General features: G+C 36.2%; 23 protein-coding genes. 3 read left to right on the top strand and 20 right to left on the bottom strand.

Annotated features, from left to right (window positions below; translation table 11 throughout):
* Positions 1-380: 380 nt before the first annotated feature.
* The 8 genes from GSA01S_RS04220 to GSA01S_RS04185 all read right to left on the bottom strand — a co-directional run bounded on the left by GSA01S_RS04220 (position 381) and on the right by GSA01S_RS04185 (position 9091).
* Complete coding sequence (locus GSA01S_RS04220) at positions 381-1739, bottom strand: FAD-dependent oxidoreductase (RefSeq protein WP_066125193.1); 1359 nt, start codon at positions 1737-1739, stop codon at positions 381-383.
* 585 nt (positions 1740-2324) lie between these two features.
* Positions 2325-3362: a M42 family metallopeptidase gene (locus GSA01S_RS04215; protein WP_066125191.1), complete on the bottom strand. Its 1038-nt coding sequence runs from the start codon at positions 3360-3362 to the stop codon at positions 2325-2327.
* Positions 3363-3386: 24 nt separating this feature from the next.
* Positions 3387-4397 carry an alpha/beta fold hydrolase gene (locus tag GSA01S_RS04210; RefSeq protein ID WP_066125189.1) on the bottom strand — a complete coding sequence of 337 codons (1011 nt, stop codon included), beginning with the start codon at positions 4395-4397 and terminating at the stop codon, positions 3387-3389.
* Between the two features lie 123 nt (positions 4398-4520).
* Entirely contained in the window at positions 4521-5882 is a 1362-nt protein-coding gene (gene mgtE, locus GSA01S_RS04205) for a magnesium transporter (RefSeq protein ID WP_066125187.1), read from the bottom strand.
* 21 nt (positions 5883-5903) lie between these two features.
* A complete protein-coding gene (locus GSA01S_RS04200) occupies positions 5904-6815 on the bottom strand; it encodes an RluA family pseudouridine synthase (protein WP_066125185.1) in 912 nt (303 codons plus the stop codon).
* Position 6816: 1 nt separating this feature from the next.
* Entirely contained in the window at positions 6817-7572 is a 756-nt protein-coding gene (locus GSA01S_RS04195; protein WP_066125183.1) for a TlpA family protein disulfide reductase, read from the bottom strand.
* Positions 7573-7585: 13 nt separating this feature from the next.
* A complete protein-coding gene (locus GSA01S_RS04190; protein ID WP_066125180.1) occupies positions 7586-8446 on the bottom strand; it encodes an NAD kinase in 861 nt (286 codons plus the stop codon).
* A 12-nt stretch (positions 8447-8458) separates the two neighbouring features.
* Positions 8459-9091, bottom strand: a complete 633-nt coding sequence (locus tag GSA01S_RS04185; protein ID WP_066125177.1) for a GTP pyrophosphokinase — start codon at positions 9089-9091, stop codon at positions 8459-8461.
* A 127-nt stretch (positions 9092-9218) separates the two neighbouring features.
* Here GSA01S_RS04185 and GSA01S_RS04180 point away from each other — a divergent pair, with 127 nt between their 5' ends.
* The 3 genes from GSA01S_RS04180 to GSA01S_RS11190 all read left to right on the top strand — a co-directional run bounded on the left by GSA01S_RS04180 (position 9219) and on the right by GSA01S_RS11190 (position 10839).
* The gene (locus tag GSA01S_RS04180; protein WP_066125175.1) at positions 9219-9824 is read left to right on the top strand and encodes a CYTH domain-containing protein; all 606 of its coding nucleotides are present in this window, start codon (positions 9219-9221) and stop codon (positions 9822-9824) included.
* Between the two features lie 64 nt (positions 9825-9888).
* Complete coding sequence (locus GSA01S_RS04175) at positions 9889-10566, top strand: DsbA family protein (RefSeq protein WP_066125173.1); 678 nt, start codon at positions 9889-9891, stop codon at positions 10564-10566.
* A 141-nt stretch (positions 10567-10707) separates the two neighbouring features.
* On the top strand, positions 10708-10839 hold the full coding sequence (locus GSA01S_RS11190) for a hypothetical protein (protein ID WP_257876980.1): 132 nt from the start codon (positions 10708-10710) through the stop codon (positions 10837-10839).
* A gap of 208 nt (positions 10840-11047) precedes the next feature.
* On the opposite strand, the gene GSA01S_RS04170 is transcribed toward GSA01S_RS11190, so the two are convergent.
* The 12 genes from GSA01S_RS04170 to GSA01S_RS04115 form a co-directional block, all read right to left on the bottom strand.
* Positions 11048-11944, bottom strand: a complete 897-nt coding sequence (locus GSA01S_RS04170) for a DMT family transporter (RefSeq protein ID WP_066125171.1) — start codon at positions 11942-11944, stop codon at positions 11048-11050.
* A gap of 192 nt (positions 11945-12136) precedes the next feature.
* The gene (gene rpmF, locus GSA01S_RS04165; RefSeq protein ID WP_066125169.1) at positions 12137-12316 is read right to left on the bottom strand and encodes a 50S ribosomal protein L32; all 180 of its coding nucleotides are present in this window, start codon (positions 12314-12316) and stop codon (positions 12137-12139) included.
* Between the two features lie 28 nt (positions 12317-12344).
* Positions 12345-12893, bottom strand: a complete 549-nt coding sequence (locus GSA01S_RS04160; protein ID WP_066125167.1) for a YceD family protein — start codon at positions 12891-12893, stop codon at positions 12345-12347.
* A gap of 78 nt (positions 12894-12971) precedes the next feature.
* Positions 12972-14123 carry a tRNA(Met) cytidine acetate ligase gene (locus GSA01S_RS04155; RefSeq protein ID WP_066125165.1) on the bottom strand — a complete coding sequence of 384 codons (1152 nt, stop codon included), beginning with the start codon at positions 14121-14123 and terminating at the stop codon, positions 12972-12974.
* Positions 14120-14866 carry a class I SAM-dependent methyltransferase gene (locus tag GSA01S_RS04150; RefSeq protein ID WP_066125163.1) on the bottom strand — a complete coding sequence of 249 codons (747 nt, stop codon included), beginning with the start codon at positions 14864-14866 and terminating at the stop codon, positions 14120-14122. Before GSA01S_RS04150 ends, GSA01S_RS04155 begins: the two co-directional genes overlap by 4 nt.
* Positions 14856-15230: a ribosome silencing factor gene (gene rsfS / locus GSA01S_RS04145; RefSeq protein ID WP_066125161.1), complete on the bottom strand. Its 375-nt coding sequence runs from the start codon at positions 15228-15230 to the stop codon at positions 14856-14858. Before rsfS ends, GSA01S_RS04150 begins: the two co-directional genes overlap by 11 nt.
* Positions 15227-15820, bottom strand: a complete 594-nt coding sequence (gene yqeK / locus GSA01S_RS04140; protein WP_066125159.1) for a bis(5'-nucleosyl)-tetraphosphatase (symmetrical) YqeK — start codon at positions 15818-15820, stop codon at positions 15227-15229. The genes rsfS and yqeK overlap by 4 nt, the downstream gene beginning before the upstream one ends.
* 10 nt (positions 15821-15830) lie before the next feature.
* Complete coding sequence (locus tag GSA01S_RS04135) at positions 15831-16511, bottom strand: nicotinate-nucleotide adenylyltransferase (RefSeq protein ID WP_083513193.1); 681 nt, start codon at positions 16509-16511, stop codon at positions 15831-15833.
* Positions 16512-16533: 22 nt separating this feature from the next.
* A complete protein-coding gene (gene yhbY / locus GSA01S_RS04130; RefSeq protein WP_066125157.1) occupies positions 16534-16848 on the bottom strand; it encodes a ribosome assembly RNA-binding protein YhbY in 315 nt (104 codons plus the stop codon).
* A gap of 12 nt (positions 16849-16860) precedes the next feature.
* A complete protein-coding gene (gene yqeH, locus GSA01S_RS04125; protein WP_066125155.1) occupies positions 16861-17973 on the bottom strand; it encodes a ribosome biogenesis GTPase YqeH in 1113 nt (370 codons plus the stop codon).
* 135 nt (positions 17974-18108) lie between these two features.
* Positions 18109-18336 (bottom strand): YkuJ family protein, encoded by a 228-nt coding sequence (locus GSA01S_RS04120; RefSeq protein ID WP_066125153.1) that lies wholly within the window; start codon positions 18334-18336, stop codon positions 18109-18111.
* Between the two features lie 140 nt (positions 18337-18476).
* Entirely contained in the window at positions 18477-19721 is a 1245-nt protein-coding gene (locus GSA01S_RS04115) for a glycosyltransferase family 4 protein (protein ID WP_066125151.1), read from the bottom strand.
* Between the last annotated feature and the right edge of the window lie 235 nt (positions 19722-19956).

Raw genomic sequence — 19956 nt, 5'->3', positions numbered from 1 at the left:
CCAAGCAAACACTTAGTTGAATTTATCCAATTTATGCCTAACCTCATTAAGACGCAGTTTGAGGCCACTCAACCACTGCGCTTTTATTTAGCGAACAATCACTTGATTGAATTTATCAAATTTATGCCTTACCTATTTAAGACGCAGGTTGAGGCCACTCAACCACTCCGCTATTAATTAACGAACAATAATTTTGACTAAATTTATCAACTTTATTCCCAGCCTCTCGCTCAGCTAGTTCCGCCAGAATGAGTAGAATCTATATAATCTAGTATGATTAGTTTGTTTTTCTTCACGATACTTATTATCAGTCAATATAAAAAGACTAGGCAGACATTCAATCGTTCTACCTAGTCTAATAATTATTTTAATGAGTTAGATTAGTTTTCTTCTGCTAATTTACGTTCTTGTTCTACTGCTGCTTGAGCTAAGATGTTTAAGTAGTTCCAAGGACGGTCGAATACTGGTTGGAAGAAGAAGTCAACATAAGCCAAGTCTTCGATCGTCATTTTGTTTTGGATTGCTAATGATAATGTGTTAGCTGATGCTGTACAGTCGTATTTAGACATGATTTGTCCACCGACGATACGGCCAGTTCCTACTTCATATACTAATTTCATGTATAATTTTTCGTTAGTTGGCATAAATTCTGGACGGTAGTTATCTTCAACATACACTGAACGAGTTTCTAAACCAAAATGTTTTGCTGAACCTTCGTTTACCCCTGTTGAACCAATGTTCCATCCGAATAAATGTAATCCTGAAGTAGATTGAGTTCCACGGTAAGCAACTTTATCGCCGTTAATGTTTTTACCTACTAATGATCCCATACGTACAGCATTAGTTGCTAATGGAATGTATGCATGTCCACCATTTGTGTTATAGTTAACAGCTGTAGAGTCACCTGCAGCAAATACATCAGGATGAGAAGTTTTCATGTAGTTATCTACAATAATAGCACCATTTGGTAATGTTTCTAATTGGTCTTTTACTAAATCTGTATTTGGACGGAAACCAACACACACAATTACCATGTCTGCATCGTATTCAGCGCTGTCGGTAATAACTTTAGTGACTTTACCATTTTCTCCTTCGAATCCTTTAACCATTTGGTTTAATTGAACATTTACATTACGATCACGTAAGTCTTGTTCTAAAATATCAGTAAACTCAGCATCTAAATATTTATTTAAGATACGATCTAAACCGTCGATTAAAGTAACTTCTTTACCTTCTAAAGCAAATGCTTCTACTAATTCGATACCAATATAACCACCACCGATAACGACTACTTTTTTAGCGTCTGTTTTACGAGTAAAGATTTCTTGTGCTTGACGATAATTTTTACATAATAAAACATTTTCTAAATCGAAGCCTGTGAATGGAGGTAAAATTGGCCATGAACCAGTTGTTAACACTAATTTATCGAATGTTGTTTCAAATTCTTCTCCAGATTTTAAATTTTTAACATTTAATTTTTTAGCATCTAAGTCAACATTTGTTACATCATGTTCCATGTTTACTTCCGCACCTAAAGATTCTAATTCTTCAGGGTTTGAGTAGAATAATCCTTGAGGGTCTTTAACAACGCCACCAATGTATAATGCAATTCCACAAGATAAGAATGATACATTATCATTACGTTCATAAACAACAACCTCAGCACCTGGATTTTCATTTAAGATTGTCTTTACTGCTGCTGTACCTGCGTGAGTACATCCAATAACAACTACTTTCATCATATACCTCCTACTTTTTACACACAATGATATGATTACATTTTTTATCATACCACATATTTCACAAAAAAAAAGCTTATTACTTATTAAATATTTTTATTAATCATGCACTAGAAATATTGTTATATCAATATTTGAAATCCTTTTCTTTATATTTCACTAATGAGTATTATTTAAAATTTAAAATTAAATAGTCGGAGTTTTCACAAACTTTTCGATTGGATTGCGTTATTTCTTAATTCCTTTTGTGCAATAATTGCCAAAAAACAGTTAAAAATTGCATATTAGAGTGATTATCAATAATCAAGATTATAGCATTTCACAAACTAAAACATTTTTAACTGTTCATTATCTATTATTATATTGGCTGATTGCAATTCGTAATTTTTTATTAAATTTCGCTGTTCAAGTTATTTACCTATTTTAGCTAGCTTATTTTAAAAAAAGCACAGCCCTTATTTAACTAAAACGCTATTAAGGACAACGAATTAGATTATTTCTCAGAGCAAGGGGCACTATTTAACTAGCTCATTGCTCAAAGCGAAGAGCTCTAAGTCATTATCTCACTTTAAAAAGCAACAGCTCTTATTTAACTAACTCGCTTCTTAGATATGCATCCACTAATTTTTCGGTTGCTACAATCGAATCCATATGCGTTCTTTCATACGAATGACTCGATTCAATTCCCGCACCTAATAAGGCATGTTTAATATCCGTTCCTGCACGCATGGCCGCCGAAGCATCGCTACCATAATAAGGATAAATATCTAATTTGTATGGGATTTCTCGGGCTTTGGCTAAGGCTACTAAATGTTGACGGAAATTATAATGGTAAGGGCCAGAAGCATCTTTAACACAAATTGAAACGGTATACTCATCAGTTTGTTGATCATCTCCCATCGCTCCCATATCAACCGCTAAAAACTCAACGGTCTTAGAATCAATGCTACTGTTGGCACCATGTCCTACTTCTTCAAAGACACTGAACATAAAATGGGTCGTATGAGGTAAAACAATTTTATCGTCTGCATAAACTTTTAACAGTTTTAATAAAATAGCAGCTGAGACTTTATCGTCCAAGAAGCGTGACTTAACAAAGCCCTCTTCCGTAATAATGGTCCGTGGATCAAAAGAAACAAAGTCGCCAACTTCAATTCCTAGAGCTCGTGTTTCTGCTTCATTCGTCACTTTTGCATCGAGACGCACTTCCATATTATCTTGGGTACGTTCGGCTGTTCCGGCATCACGGTAAACATGGGTACTTGTTTGATGAATTAAAATAGTGCCACTGACTGTTTGTTGGTTGCTGGCCATATGAACGATGCAATTTTCTCCTTCTATCATATTCCAAGGGAAGCCACCTATTTTATCTAGTTTCAAACGTCCATCCGGTTTAACCGCACGTACAATGGCTCCTAAAGTATCAACATGTGCCGTTATTGTACGATGCTCTTGGGTATTTTGTCCCTCAACCGTCACGATTAAGTTCCCTTTTGGTGTTCGTCGAAAGTCATAGCCTAATTCTGTGACTGTCTTGGCTAAATAATCCACTACTTCATTGGTATAACCTGTTGGTGAAGGAATTGCTAATAAGTCTTCTAAATAATTAATTGTTTGTTTCATCCGTTATCTTACTCCTTACATCAATCAATTCGTTTTTCGATAAAACGAAAGTATATCTTCAAACACAGTATCGGCATCTTTTTCATGAATGATTTCATGCTTCATATTCGGATATTGTTTTAACACTAAATGACGGTATCCTGCTTTCGTTAGACGGCGTGCTGAATCATCAATCCCGTCTGAGCCGCCGGTAATGAGCGTATCGTCGGCTCCAGTTAATACTAGAATTGGCAAATCTGAGTGTTTCGCTTTAAACTTCTTCGGATAATTTAAGAGACGATTCAACTCAAACATCGTTAAATTACCCCCATTGGTAAATTGTTCCATTCCTAAAGGATCATTCGCAATCGTTTGTAAATGTTGCTGGTTATAAGCAATCCAATCGAGTTCCTTAGGTAATACATTCAAGATTGAACTTGAAGCTTTTTCGCCACGATAAAAGCCAATTAGTTTTGCCAGCGTAATACCAGCACCAACCATTGGATTATAAGGCGGTACACCTGTCAAAATTAACTTGTCAATCCGCTGATCATTTTCCAATAAATAAGCTCTAGCTAGCATTGAGCCCATCGAATGCCCAAACATATAGACTGGTACTTCAGGATACAATTGATTAATAAAATCGGTCACTAGTACTAAATCATTTAAGAGTTCTTGAGTACCATTCATAAACCCTTTAGGATATTTATCCGTTACCGAACGCCCATGGCCACGATGGTCATTAGCCACTACGGCAAAACCTTGTTGAGTTAATTTTTTTATCAAATTTGCATAGCGTTCTTGATGTTCCATCGCACCGTGGACCAGTTGAACAACAGCTTTAGGTTTTTCAACATGATACACTTTAGTAAATAAAGGAAAATTACCGTTCGCTAATAAAAAATATTCCGTCTGATTCGTCGCTACTTGATTACTGGTAATAATTTGAACCCCTTTGGTCGCCTTTCTGTTATGATGTTTACCTAAGAAATATAAATGTGGTAACACGCCGGCCATCATGGTACTAGCTCCTAATACTTTTGCGGTTTTCTTCATGGATTACCCTCCTTTAATTTAAAAAATAAGAGTCAGCAAGGGAATGAGCGAATGGTTGACAATCGACTGATTGCTGTTTCATTTGTCATGCCTCATTGCCCACTCTTAATAAAAATCTTGTATTTAACGTAAATAATTCATAAAAGCTGATGCAATTGTAAAATAAATAAACACGGAAGTTAAGTCACTAAGCGTTGAGATGAACGGTCCACTGGCAACCGCTGGATCAAAGCCGATTTTATTCATTAGTTTCGGAATTAACGCGCCGGCTAAATTCGCAACAAAGATTGCACAAGCCATCGATATACCAATAATACCACCTAAAATAATATTTCGCTTCCATATTCCTGCCACAACCGCAATGGTAACACCAACAATGATACCTTTAATTAAACCAGTTAAAATTTCAAACATTAAATTATTTTTGGTATCTTCTTCTGTTTTATTCGTCAACTTACGCACAGCGACCGCTAATGATTGAGTTCCGGCATTCCCCGCAGTACCAGTAATTAATGTCACGAATGCTGATAATACACTAGCAGATTCAATTAAGTCTTCATACTGACTAATTAACGTAGCAGTCCCCATTCCTAAGAATAATAACGTAATTAACCACGGCAAACGGCTTTTAGCAGCAGACCAAGGTGTTTCGTGGTCAACATTAACATCAACCGCAGCTAAACCAGAGTAGTCACTGTCCGCTTCATCTTGAATAATATCCAAAATATCATCGACTGTAATAATCCCTAAAAGTTCGTGGTCAAAGCCCACAACCGGTAAAGCTAATAAGTCATAGTCTTGAACCATTTTAGCGACTTCGACTTGGTCATCACTCACTTGCACCGAAATCACGCGGGTATTCATGACGTCTTTAACTAAACGACTGTCTTCATTAATGATTAAATCACGAAGTGAAATAACCCCGGTCAAGCGTTCATGCTCATCCATGACATAAACATAATAAATTGTTTCGGCTTGTACCGCTGCGGTTTTTAAATACTCGTAAGCTTCTCTTAATGTCAGATTTTCATCAATCCAAACAAACTCGGTCGTCATAATGGAACCCGCTGTTTCTGGTAAATAATTGATCAATTGACTAATTTCACGAGCACTTTCTGGTTTCATTAATTGCATGTAAACTTTGACTTTTTTTAAGTCTTTTAAATGGTTTAAGAAGTCAACGGCGTTATCGGCATACATTTCAGCTAATACACTGGCCGCATAGTTGTCATTCATTTCATGGAAATAATCATCAATCGGGACTTCATCAACTTCAAAAGCATCAAAGATGCTTGCTAATTCTGATGGTGAAAGGTATTGATAAACTTTATCACGTTCTTCTGGTGATATTTGCTCAAATATTTTAGCTTGATCGTATTGATGCATTGCCAAAAATTCTGCACGAAAACGTGTCATACGATTATTATTTAGTAATTGTTTGATGACTTCTACGTTTTCTTCGAAGTTTCTTTCAAACACTTCCATATTATCCCTCCATAATGATGTTTATTGATTTTCTATCTTAAACGTTGTTTCTTTAATGATCCATTGTCGCATATCATCCGGCAATGGTTGTTGAATTTTAAGCGGTTCTCCTGTAAAAGGTTGGAAAAATTGCAATTCTGCACAATGTAACGCTTGACGGTCCAGTATTTTAGTTAAAGGACCGCCATATAAGTCGTCTCCAATTAAGGGACCACCTACATGGGTTAAATGAACACGAATTTGATGAGTCCGTCCGGTATGTAATTGTAATTTTAATAAAGAACTGTGTGGAAATTGTTCTTGAACCCAGTACTCCGTTTGAGCACTCTTACCGCTAGGATCAACGACTCGCGTAATTAACGATTGATCATTTCTGGCGATTGGCGCATCAATGATTCCATGCACATTCTGCCAGTTGGTCTTTGTCGTTAATGCCTGGTAAAATTTCTGTATTTGACCATTTTGTATTTGCCGATCCATCAAGGCGTGAGCTAATCGATGCTTAGCGATTAACATCAGTCCCGTCGTGTCACGGTCTAATCGCGTCACGATATGAATGACTTGATCATGATAATCTTGAGCAACATAATAACCTTTGATACGATTGGCCATCGCCGAATCAGGATCCTTAATCGATGGAATCGAGACCACATCAGCTGGTTTATTGACAACTAATAAATCTCGATCTTCATATACAATCTCGATTGGCTCAAATGATGGAATGACCGTATCATGTCCTTTTTCATCCGGTGCGACCAGGATTAGCTCATCACCAGGATTAATCATCGCCCTAACTGAAACTGGTTGATCATTTAATAATATTTCCCCATTAAATTTTACCGCGGTCGTAAAGCCACGTGGTAATTCTAAATGATGCAAAAAATACTTAATCTGCATGGGTTCCGTTAATTCACTAATAAATTTAAATTCCATCTTATTTATTTAACTCTACTACTTGTCTTAAGAAGTCTTCCATCTCCTGCATAGTATTTTGGTGATTGATACGCGCTTTAATTTCGCCCTGTTGCAAAATAAAAGCATGCGGGACTGTTTCGATATTTAAAAACTGAATGACATCATTAAAATTAAGATCCTCTACTCGACGATTGGTATTGTAATAATGTAAAGTCACATCCAATTCTTTTGCTAAATGGTTTAATTTCGGTATAAAAGCACGACAATAAGGACATTCATCGAAACCTAAATATAACACGACTGCTTCATCCATGCTTTTTTCCATTAATTCATTATACTCTTCTTCGCTAGCAACCTCTTCAACCTGTGAAAAATCAAGAGCCGCCACTTCAGTTAAAGTATTTTTATTGATATGATCGTATTCAGCATATCGTGCCGCTTTTTCTGCTGGTTCCATTGCTAAAAATTTGAGATTATCATCAATAACGACTTCACCATCGATTAAATCTTCCTCTGCGATGACATTACTTTCATTGTCATTATTAGCAGTCGTTGACGCTTCATTTGAATTTTCAACTTGTTCTTCACTTGATTGTACTGACGTGTCAGTAACGGTCTCTTCGGATGTTTCAACGGTTGTTTCTTGGATGGTAGTCTCCTCAGCAGTCGTTGATGCTTCAGTCGTTGTTGTGACTTTCTTATCTGTGGTGGAACAACCTGCTAAAGTTGATATTGCAACCATACTGGTCAAAAATAGAGAATAAAATTGTTTCATATCATTGCTCCTATTATTTTAATAGATTATTGATTTGATTGATATTGTTTTGTTTTTGTTTTAAGCCAATAAAAGATGCTTCCACTCGATTCCAAAAATGGGTATGACGGATATTAGCAAAGCGTATCCGGCTTTCAGAAATTTTTAAAACTAATGATTGAATCTCAATATCACTAATATACTTATTATCAAACATTAACATAAAGGTCGTTTCTTTGCCATGAATGGTAGGATAAATCTTTAACCATTCATCTTTGGCAATAATCATCGGAGAACCTAATGAACGGTAAACACGATTATTTAATGACGCAATCTCTGTTAATTGTAACGCATCTAAACGCGGATGAATCACAGCTCCACCTAATGATTTATTAAGACCAGTGGATCCGGTCGGTGTCGCGATACACAAGCCATCCCCGCGAAGTGTTTCAAAAAATTCTTCTTTAACATAAATATCACTGACCATCGTGCCAAAATTTGAACGAATCGAACATTCATTTAATGCCAAGAATTTACTTTTATTGCCAATGGTATCTTCCATGGTAATCTCTAACAATGGATAGGTCACCGGTGGTTTATCCACACAATCTAACAATCCTTCGACCAGAGCTTCAATCTCATATGATTGCCAATCAGCATAGAAACCTAAATGGCCGGTGTGAATCCCAATAAACTGTATCGAATCTACACGATTTTGTAAACGTTGAAAGGCGGATAATAAGGTGCCATCGCCTCCGATTGTAATAATATAATCGAATGCTTGTTCTTCATCGACCACTGCAATATTCGCTTTTGCTAATAGTTTTAATAATTTTGCTTTAATCGACTGTGATTCTTCTTTTTGACTTGCATAAATATAAACACGAATTGACATCTTGTCGGCCTCCTATTTGCGATCAAAGATACGAATAGCTTCCCTAATTTCATCTCTAATCTCAGACATTTCTTCATCTAACATAAAAGCAGCTTCCGATGCTCTTTCCAATCTTCTAAGGATTTCTTCTGGGTATTCTCCTCGATATTTATAATTTAGAGAATGTTCAATTGTTGCCCAAAAATTCATCGCCAATGTACGGATTTGAATTTCAACAATGACATTAACGGTTTCATTTGCTCGTTGAACCGGGTACTCGACTACCATATGATAAGAACGATAACCACTCGCTTTCCGATTCTTGATATAATCACGGACTAATAACACTTTAAAATCTTGCCGATTTTTCAATAGATGAGCGACCTCATAGATATCTTCAACAAACTGGCACATAATCCGAATACCCGCAATATCTTGAACACCAATTAATAAGTCTTCTGGTTCAATATTACGGATAGCCATCTTTTCTAAAATACTCTCTTTTGACTTTACCCGTCCAGTTACAAATTCGATAGGTGTATGGCGATGGTTATCTTTATATTCATCGCGAATATTTTTTAATTTTAGCTTCAATTCTTCTACCGCTTGATTATACGGCGCTAAAAATTGTTTCCAATCTTCAATAAAATTATCTTCTACTTGCATCGTCAATCACCTCATTAGAAATTGGTCACACTAACATTTCCATTTTACCACAACTTGAGTAAAATTTATTGGGATATGCGAGAAAAATTTGATATAATCAAAAACGGACTAAAGAAAGAGGGATATCATGAGTTATTCAATTGAACAAGAAATAAAAGCCAAGTTAACCGCTAATGAATTCACAAAACTATTAAGTCATTTTGAACTGGCTTTTGATCAATATCAAACCCAACATAATAATTACTATGATTCAGCTGATCAAAAACTCAAAAAAGCGCAGGCTACCTTAAGATTACGGAATTTTAATACCCATAGCGAATGGACCTTTAAACAACAACAAGACCAACATCGTTCACTTGAGTTAACTGAAAGTCATAGCTATCCTATCGTGCCCGTCCCTCAAACAATAACCCTTGACCAACTTCATGACCCCGTCATAAAGGATCAATTGCGTTATTTATTTAAGGACGATGACACTTTGGAGCTTTTTTTACAAATAAAAACAGACCGTTATCTTTACCAAAACGAATACGGCGAATGGGCTATTGACCGAACTTATTATGGTGATACCGTCGACTATGAAATTGAATTAGAAACCCATGACTTAGAACCAGCAAAAGTAGCATTTGAAAACTTACTCACCGCCTTAGGAATCGACTTTCGTCCGGCTGATAAGAAAATTGCTCGAGCTGTGCATTATCTAAAACAATCAAATGGACATGGAAGCTTATGATTGGTATTAGATATTTAGTTTTGGTAAGATAATATTACTAGAGAGATTAGAGGGAGGAATTACTGTGAAATCTGAATATCAAATTGAATACAGAACGAATGGGATTCCTAAAGTTTTTGAATTTTACTTATTTGTCAATCCATTAGGACGCCAATGTTTTAACTGTGAACGAGAATTAACCAAAACAATAAACTTAATTTCTGCTAAAACCGACGTCCACATTTTATGTTTCCACAATCAAAGTATTGTAACAGAATTTATGAATCGTTTAGGAATACCGTCTACCGATTTGACTTCACGTAACCATATTTATCGTAGTGTTTATCTAGCCTCATTAGCTTATAAAGCCGCTTCAATGCAAGGCAAAAAGAAGGGCCGCCGTTTCCTAATGGAAATGCAGTCACGAATTGTCGGGCAGTTAGAAAGATTTTCAGATGAATTTATTTTAGATTTAGCTGAAGAGATTGGCCTAGACATGCAAACCTTTGTCGATGATTTGGAATCTGATTATGCCAAACATTTATTGCAAAAAGATCAACAAATCGCTCGTGATATGAATGTCGAGAGCACACCTGCTTTAGTGTTGTTTGAACACAGACTTGGTGAACGTGGTGTGTTATTAGAAGGGTCGTTTAAAGCGCAAAATATTTTATCACATCTAGATTTCTTAATTGAGTTAGATTACTTAAATGATTTAAATAAACCAAAGCTATCGCTTATTGCTAAAAGAAAGACTGACTAAAACTATTCGACCTAGCATAACTGTCATCCCAATGGTTGGGATGGCAGTTCTTTTTTAGGCTCTACAACCTTTTGTGTGGACCCACAAGAAATAGGCTATTTATTGTTGAGACCCAATCCCCTGGAGATGTTTTTTTAAAGCTTGACAAACAATATTAACGGAACAATCGCCACCGATTTGACAAACAATGCTCTAACTAATAAGTATGCTTTAAATGATGTTACTTTAAATATCGGGCGCGATAGCTTCCACTTAACTGTCGAAACAGCATAAAATATAAAAGAGACTTGAGGCTGGCATAAACTTGATAATTTTAGTTAAGGTTATTGTTCGTAAATTAATAGCGCAGGGGTTGAGTGGTCTCAAACTGTGCGGGGTAACAGACAAAGCGAGAATCATTCGATTTTCTTCTTCTGGTCCATTCCCAACTGTGCGGTTGTGAACAGTCGAAACGAAATTCATTTGAATTTCTATTTCTTGCTTAACCCTCTTTTTTCATTTTATTTAACAAGTAACGATTATATTGGAATGATAAGATACCCGCCAACATAATCATGGCATAACCTAATAAACTATAACGATCAGGCACTTGTTTTAAAAATATAAAGCCCCATAAACCAGTGAAAATAATATTCGTGTAATCAAAAACCGATATTTCAGAAGCCGGAGCAAATTTATAGGCAAATGTAATACCAAATTGACCCACGGTTGCCATTAAACCAACAGTTACCAAAATTAAAATTTGTTGTCCACTCATCGGTGCATAATTAAAAATGAGCTGTGGTAAACTGATAATCGTGGAAAAAGCCGAGAAAAAGGCAATAATAAATGCCGGGGTAACACCCATGGAATTCAGTTTTCTAACACAAGTATAAGCCGCACCGGCACTAACCCCACCTAAAATACCGATTAGATAAGGGAACATCGCGGTCGATGCTAACGTTGGTTTTACAACAAATAATACGCCCGTAAAAGCAAAAGCCAGCACTACCAAATGGAATTTCTTCATCGGTTCCTTTAAAAACAAAAACGAGAAGATTAAGGTTGCGAATGGCGATAATTTGTTTAATACTGAGGCATCAGAAATCATAAGATGATCCATCGCATAAAAATTACACCATAAACCGACGGTCCCAATAAATGCTCTTAAAATCAGCGTTCCCCAAGGAATTGATTTTGGGTTTTCAAGTTCTTTAATAGGTACCTTCTTATGTTCATTGAATAAAACAATGATTGCGACAATCATTGCAATTAAATTTCTAAAAAAACTTTTTTGAATGGTCGGAATATCACCTGCTAAGGGAATAAATAAGTTCATTAATGAAAATCCTAATGCTGATAATAAAATGGCGATAATTCCTTTACTTCGTAATGACATACTTCACTTCCTTTTCAAATTAATCCACTTTCTAGTGTAACATATTTCCACATAACTAAAAGTATCAATTCATCACTTACTGTCGCTACTACTCTTCTTTTTCTACAAATGCTTGATAATCACTTAGGAGCCTAATTTATTTTCAAATAAAAAAAGAGCTAGGAAATCGTCATCCTAACTCTATATTTTTAATTATTCAGCATCTTTTGCTGTGTCTTTGCCATCGTAGAAACCACATGATGGACATACACGGTGACTTAATTTTAATTCACCACATTCCGGACATGTGTTCATTCCTGGAACTTCTAATTTAAAGTGTGTACGACGTTTTCTTTTTGATGCTTTTGATGTTTTACGTTTTGGTACTGCCATGTTTTACACCTCCTGATAGTGACTGAGTTTACTCAGTTTCATTGTCTTCGTTTAATAGGGATTGCAACTTCGCTAGGCGTGGATCAATTTCCGGCTTAGCATCCTCTTGTTGCTGGTGGTATTCATCTTCGGTCAAGACTGCCCAGTGATTACCTTTCGGTAAATCCTCTTCAACTTCATCAGGTCCTACCACTCGTTGCGGTAAACTTAATAATAGAGTCTCCAGTACAGCCTGTTCGAGGTCGATATAATCGTGTTCAAGAACGATAGTTGTCTCCTCATAATCGTCTGCATTTACATCATCCTCAGGATAGACGTAACGTTCCTTAATTGGGAAGGTTAAATCCACTTCCACAGGTTTTAAACTGCGCGTTGATGGTAATGTAATAACTACATCCGCATTACAGTGTAATATAATATCTGGTTCTCGAACAACAAAATAACCTGATACGTGAACGGGTTCTAAATGAATAATTGAATCATCTCGTGAAATTGCTTGTTCTTTGATATCCAAATCGACTTCGATTGGTACCAATTCATCTCTACTATCACGTAACTTTCGAATTGTCCATTTCATATTATCACCTCTAAAACGACAGTATGTATTATACCCTATTTTTGGCTATACTGTCAATTCTCTCTTATATTTTTTAATTTATCTTTTTATCGGATATTGCGTTAAATTCTGTTCTTGAAGGCTATTTATCGGATTTAGCTGATATACTTGATCAATACGCCATTGTAAATGATAACGATCAGCGTAATCTTTTTTCCAATTAGCTATAATCTCCACGTTTTGATAACGCAAATCTTTTAAATAGTGATTTTGACTCTCGCGATAAGCTAATAACCTGATAACGGGTTGTTTGGCATAATTCGTTTTATAATCTTGCCATTGTTGGTCAGTAATATTGCCTAACACTGCAATTAAGATTCGATTCACTGAAGCAGCTGTCCATCTCTTCGACGTCAAGCGATTAACGAAGTCATCCCAGCTCATAGCCCAGCGTAATTGATTTAAAATCGCTACTTCAAATCCTTCTTTAATGCCAAAAATACGCTTTAAACTTTCAGCATTATGAGTCGTTAATTGATATTTCAATAATGGCCAATAATCATTCATCAACACCGGAGCATTAGCTTGGATTGCTTGCCACGTAGATAATGGTACTTCCGCTGACTGCAATTGTCCTTGAGTGATTTTCTCACGAACACTGGTAGCACTGTATAAACCATCCTCATTTTTTATACGCTTAATCGTTTGTAATATCATCGGGTGTTTCAGCTGTCGATTGGCTTTAATATATTGAATCCCCAGTTGATGATTGGGTAAACTACTATCGAAATGAAATTCACCCAGAACCGATACGATAGCTTGTTGATAGCTGGCTGCATAAGATAGCCCCGTTTTCAAGGCCGCTTTTGTTTCGATGTCTAAAGCCGCTCGGTGAGTTTCTACCGCTTCGACAAATTGCGTCAATGTCTGAATATCTGCTTGTTCACTGCCAAAATAAACTTCACTGCAATTTAACAATGCTAATAATTCAATGCCCACTTTAGCAAAATAATCTGCCGATTGTAAACTGGCTAAAAGAGGTAACTCAAAGACAAAATCAGCCCCACTGTCGATTGCGATTTGCGCGCGTTGCCATTTATCTAGAACAGCAAATTGGCCTCTTTGAACGACATTCCCACTCATCACGACCACTAATACATCGCATTGACTGCTTTTTTTAATCTGCTTCAATTGATATTGATGGCCTTTGTGTAAAGGATTATATTCTGCAATTAGCCCGACTATTTTCATTTTTTTACCACTCTAAAGAACCAACGTTCCATTGTTGAATGGCGTTTTGGTCGATATTCATCTTCGCCAAAATCAACTAATACCTCAATCGATTGAGTAGGTAATTTTGCTAAAATACTTTGATAAAAATCGAGTGGATAAGTCTTTTCGGTCAAGACAGTATCAAAACGTTGATAAAGTCCATCTGGGGACGTTTGATCAAACACCGTTAAGTAATGTTCCACTTGTAAGTGCTGTTCATCAACCTCACTATCCCACATAATAGCCCCTTTTTCATCGCTATCAAAATAACTGAAATCTTTAAAACCGCGCGTTACTTGATAAGGGGTCCAAACATCAAAAAGCAAAGTTCCCCCAGATTTAAGCGCGTTGAACATTTGTTGAATTGCGGTTGTTACTTGGGTCTCATTGTCCAAAAAACAAAGCGAGTCAGCGAAACAAGTGACTAAATCATACTGATTAGCATAATCTTCTAAGGCCAACATATCCGCTTGTCGATATATAATTTGCGAATTAGGGTCTTCTTTTTTGGCAATTTTTAACATCTCTTCATCAATATCAATTGCGGTCATTTCGCCAACAAAAGCTTGTAACATGACAGGAAACCAACCGGTCCCACAGGCAACGTCTAATGCTTTTTGAGGTTGTTCACTTAATGAATTTAAAGTAAAGTCAAGCCAATCTTCGTAGCTGGAAATATCATTGAACCGGTCGTAAACCCGGGCAATCTTACTAAAGCTCATTATTGTCACTCACCCAAGCCGAGATATCCACTAGGGGTGCGTCTTGCCAAATTTTTTCTAAATTATAATGACTTCTTTCAGAATAATAGAATACATGGACAATAATATCGATTAAATCGATTAACACCCAACGTCCTCCATCTTTACCTTCAACTTGTTTTACTTCAATCTCATTTTTTGCCGCAGCTTCTAACACGGAATCGACTACCGCATCCATTTGACGTTCATTTCTAGCGTGCATAATCACAAAATAATCAGCTAAGGGGGTCACTTCTCTGACATCCAATGCCATAATATCTTGTGCCATACGATCATCGGCAGCACGCACAATTACTTCTAGTTTTTCTAAATTTGTTTTTGTCATACATTTCTCCTTAAAATCCATTGATTATAAAATTCGATGGTTGGTAAAAAAATTGCAACTTCTTCATCAGCTAAATGCTTGATTGTTTCAACCATTTTATAAGTGACCGCTGCATCTATATCTTTATACGCCAATTTTCTAGCTTTTTTAACACCAGGAAAATCTCTACCTGGCTCCATGTAATCGGCAATAAATACTACTTTTACTAATGGGGACATTTCATCCCAACCGATAGTATGCGCCGAAATGGCCGTTAAGATATCTTCATCTTCAATGTGGTACAATTCTTTGGCGATTGTAGCGGCTGCAAAGCCATGCCAAACATTATCATTTGCTTCTTTTAATGTCGGTTCATCCCAACGTTTCTGTGCTAATGCTAGCATTTCCTCATCTGGATAATCTTTTGCATAATCATGCATTAAAGCGGCTATACTGGCTTTTTCAGGGTTGACACCATATTGCTTAGCTAATTCAATTGCTGTTGCTTCTACTCGTAATACATGCTGATAACGTTTGGGTTTGATTTTGGTTGCTAAATCACTTAGTAATTGCTCACGGGTAACATTTATTAATTCATTTGAAAATTCCATATTTTCACCTTTAATCTTCGAGGTATAAGCGATGCTTTTTAATGTACTCTTCAACTGCTGACGGTACTTGATATTTGATAGATTGTTCTAAGAAAACTCTTAATCGAATTTCGGTTGAACTTAAATCTACTAATGGCGAATCAACCCATAAAATCGGATACGGTTCCATATAAGGTTTTTCTCCTGGACGTCGGACTGCCACGAATTGTACGAGTTGAATCAATTCATCAATTTCACGCCATGTTGATAAATCATTCGCGCTGTCACCGCCGATAATAAAGTAAAAATCAGCTTCTGGATATTCTTCTACAAAGTGGCGCATCGTATCAATCGTGTAATTTTTCCCACCACGATTTACTTCATACGGTTGTAATTTAAACATCGGATTGCCTGCAATGGCTTTTTGTACCATTTGCAGACGATGTTGTGAAGCAATCGTTTTTTTCCCTGGTGCATGTGGTGGCTTAGCAGTCGGCATAAACCACACTTCATCCAAATCTAATTGATGACCAACTTGTTCAGCCATTAATAAATGTCCCAAGTGAGGTGGATTAAAAGTCCCACCCATAATCCCTATACGGTAACGTCCTTGGCGATTCGGTTGCAAAGCTTCTTGTGAGTTTGCTAAAAAATCAATCGCTTCTGCTAGTGCACGTTCTAAATCCGTTTCTGTCTCTGTTTGTAACGTCATCCACTTCACACCTCAATTCAAATTAATCTAGTTCTAAAATTTGTAAGGAATAATCACGATATTTTTCCGTTTCTGATTCACGGTAAAGTGTTGCTGTGTGACCAACAGTCTGAACAACTTCGGCATTAATTGCATCCGCTACTTTAGCCGCAGCCTCTTTAATTGTTTCATCAGAATTTTGTAAAATATTAAATTTCACTAGTTCGTGACGCTCAATCGCTAAATCGATTTGTTCAATAAAATTATCGGTTAAACCTAGTTTACCTACTTGATAAATTGATTTTATTGCATGAGATTCTTTTTTTAAATATTTTTTCTGTGCTTTATTCAGTGTCATCTTTTTCTCCTTTTAAATAATTGACTCGCGAACGGTTAAAGCAACGGCTTTCGGTGCCCAAATTGTTAAATCAACTGGCTGATTGACTGTTAACCATCCTAACCCCGATAAGGCAATGTCTTGATTTTTTTCTAAATGAATTTTTTTGGCAACTAATGGTGGATAATTGTCGATACTATTAGGACCTGGTGGGCTTAGTAATTCACCGCGATGCTTCTGATAAAGGGTGTCAGCTTCTGATAGTTTGGTACGGTGAATATAGACATCATTTGATACATAAAAAGTAAAGGCCGCTCTTGGTCCAGCATTAAAGTCCATACGCATTAAGCCACCTAAGAAAATAGTTTGCTCTGGATTTAGTTGATAAGTTTTGGGTTTTAATGGTTTAGTCGGTAACACTTGCTTGATTTCTGTACGTGATAAATAGTGGGCAAGTTGAGAGCGTCGTACAATTCCTGGTGTGTCAATAATGGCGTGATCATCTGTTAATGGTATTTCAATCATATCAAGTGTGGTACCAGGATGATTAGAAGTCGTGACAATTGATTTAGCACCACCATAATGATTAATCAATTGATTGATTAAGGTAGATTTGCCAACATTGGTTACCCCTACGATATAAACATTTTTATGATTAATATTCGCTTCAATCACATTAATAACTTCCGCTAAAGTATGTTGCTTCGTTGCACTGGCCAAAAGTACCTCTTCAGGATACAATCTATTTTGATTCATTACCACTTTAACCCAATGCTTCAATTTTCTTAAATTGGTTACTTTTGGTAATAAATCGACTTTGTTAGCTAATACGACAAATGGCTGTCGTCCAATAAAACGAGATAAGCCATGAATGATACTGCCTTCAATATCGAAAATATCAACGACATAAACAACAAAGGCATCATCTTCCGCGATTTGATTTAATTTATTTAAAAAGACATCATCATCTATGGCGACATCTTGTAATTCATTATAATTGCGTAAACGAAAACATCTTTGACAGTAGAATTCACCTTTTTCAATCCCTTTTTGTAAGGCACTATTAGGTAAATAACCGATTGCTTCTTCTTGTTCAGTTTGAATCGTAGCGCCACACCCGATACATTGGTATGTTTGTTCAGCCAAATGCTTTCCTCCTTGGTTCTTCTAATAATTGACTTGGTTATTTCTTATTATAGCACAACCGCGCCCTAAGAAAGTAGTAAATGGTAATAAAAAAAGGAACTAGAATATCTTCCAGTCCCGAAAAATGCTCTTTAATTAAGCTAGTAATTCAAAAATTTCAATTGCTACTAAATCAATATCATCGAATTGATAAGTTGTATCATTTTCGCGATCCGTCATTTCAAAAGAATCATTCTCTTTTGAATATTTTACAATGCACTTTTCAACGCCTTCAACTTCAAAACGACGAACTTCTTCATTATTTTCTGATGCCATCATCGAATTTAATCGTTGAATAATTCCTATTAATACCGAAGGTTTCATGGAAACATTCCTTTCTTCGTTAAAGATATGTAAACAGCTTATTGGCTAAATAACATCAGCCCAAAACTCCACATACACTATGTTAACAAAATATGTTCAAATTGCAAGAAAAAGCAAAGCGAATTTTCAATTATTTTTCGCTAGTTATTTGTAAATTCTTGACCATTTTCCTTATCTGGGCCTAATACAACATCACGGATTAAGTTTTTAATTCGTGGAATCACAATATCCGGAATATTAAAGCGCGAGCGACATTTATGTTGGATCGCATATTCGTAAAACGCTTCTGCCGATTGACCAAAAGTTTCTACCGAAATAGCCGATAAGGCTTTCGTATCAATTGTTTGAATTTCACCACGTTCCATTTGTTTTAAAAAGTTAATGGCCGTTTGCGATAAACTCACGTCATCATCAAATAATTGACCAAAACACGCTTGTGGCATTAAAGATTCTAAATAAGGATTGCGTTTTGCGATAATCGGTAAACAATTGGCAAAAGCTTCTAAATAAGTCAAACCTTGCGTTTCAGATTCAGAAGCATTTAAATACAAGTCACATAACTGATAGTAATTGGGGACTTCGTCATGGCTAACCTCCCCAATAAAATCAATTCTAGCTGTTTTCTTGGCAGCTTGATTTTCTAATTCTTCACGTGCTGGTCCGTCGCCTACAATTAACAATCGCGAATTTGGATATTCTTTAGCAATGAACTCATATTCATCGATTACTTTATCAATACTTTTTTCTTTGGATAAACGTGATAAAGATAAAAAAACTTTTTCATCTGAAGCGATTGCCAACTTTGATTTTAACCCCGCTACTTTTTCTATATTTGGTTCAGGAATTTTAACCCCAGTTGGGATGACGCGAATCTCATTTTGAATACCATAATCTCTCAATTTTTCAAAAGTCATCGTGCTTGGAGCGATAATCCCTTCCACTTGTTCACAAAACAATCGAGTTAATGTGCCAACATGTTTCGCTTGAATCAAGTCGCCATCTAAAATATAATGCGTATATTTTTCGTACAGAGTATGATACGTATGAATAGCTGGAATTTTTAATCTTCCCGCCACATATAATCCAGTTAAACCTAAAGAGAATTCTGTATGGGTATGAATTACATCCAATTTAAAACGACGCGCCATCCGCAATGCCTTATCAAAACCACTATATGCAATACGACGCTCTTCAAAACTTACAAATGGAATACTAGGCAGCCTCACGATAGTCCCATCTTCATCATCATCGGCATGAGGATCCGTTGTTGTAAATATAATAACGAAATGTCCCCTTTTAACCAGTTCGTCCCTTAATGATTTGATAGAGGTCGAAACCCCACTGACCTGAGGAAAATAAGTATCTGTAAATAGCCCGATATTCATATTGTCACCACTCTCTCGCCATAATTTTTACACTTTGGTAATTCTATTATAGAAAATTTTGACTAAAAATGAAAGAACAACTCATTAATCTAGTATAAATTCAGACTTTTGGACCAGATGGGAGTAGACCAGAACTAGAAAATCAAATAATTTTCACTTCGTCGGCTTACCCCCGCATAGTTGGGAGTGGAGCAGAAGTAGAAAATTGATTAATTTTCGCTTCGTAAGAACACCC

This window comes from Globicatella sanguinis NBRC 15551 (genome assembly GCF_001552295.1).
Classification (GTDB): domain Bacteria; phylum Bacillota; class Bacilli; order Lactobacillales; family Aerococcaceae; genus Globicatella; species Globicatella sanguinis.
The sequence above is the reverse complement of the archived record's forward strand: the minus strand, read 5'-3'. Positions and strand labels throughout refer to the sequence as shown.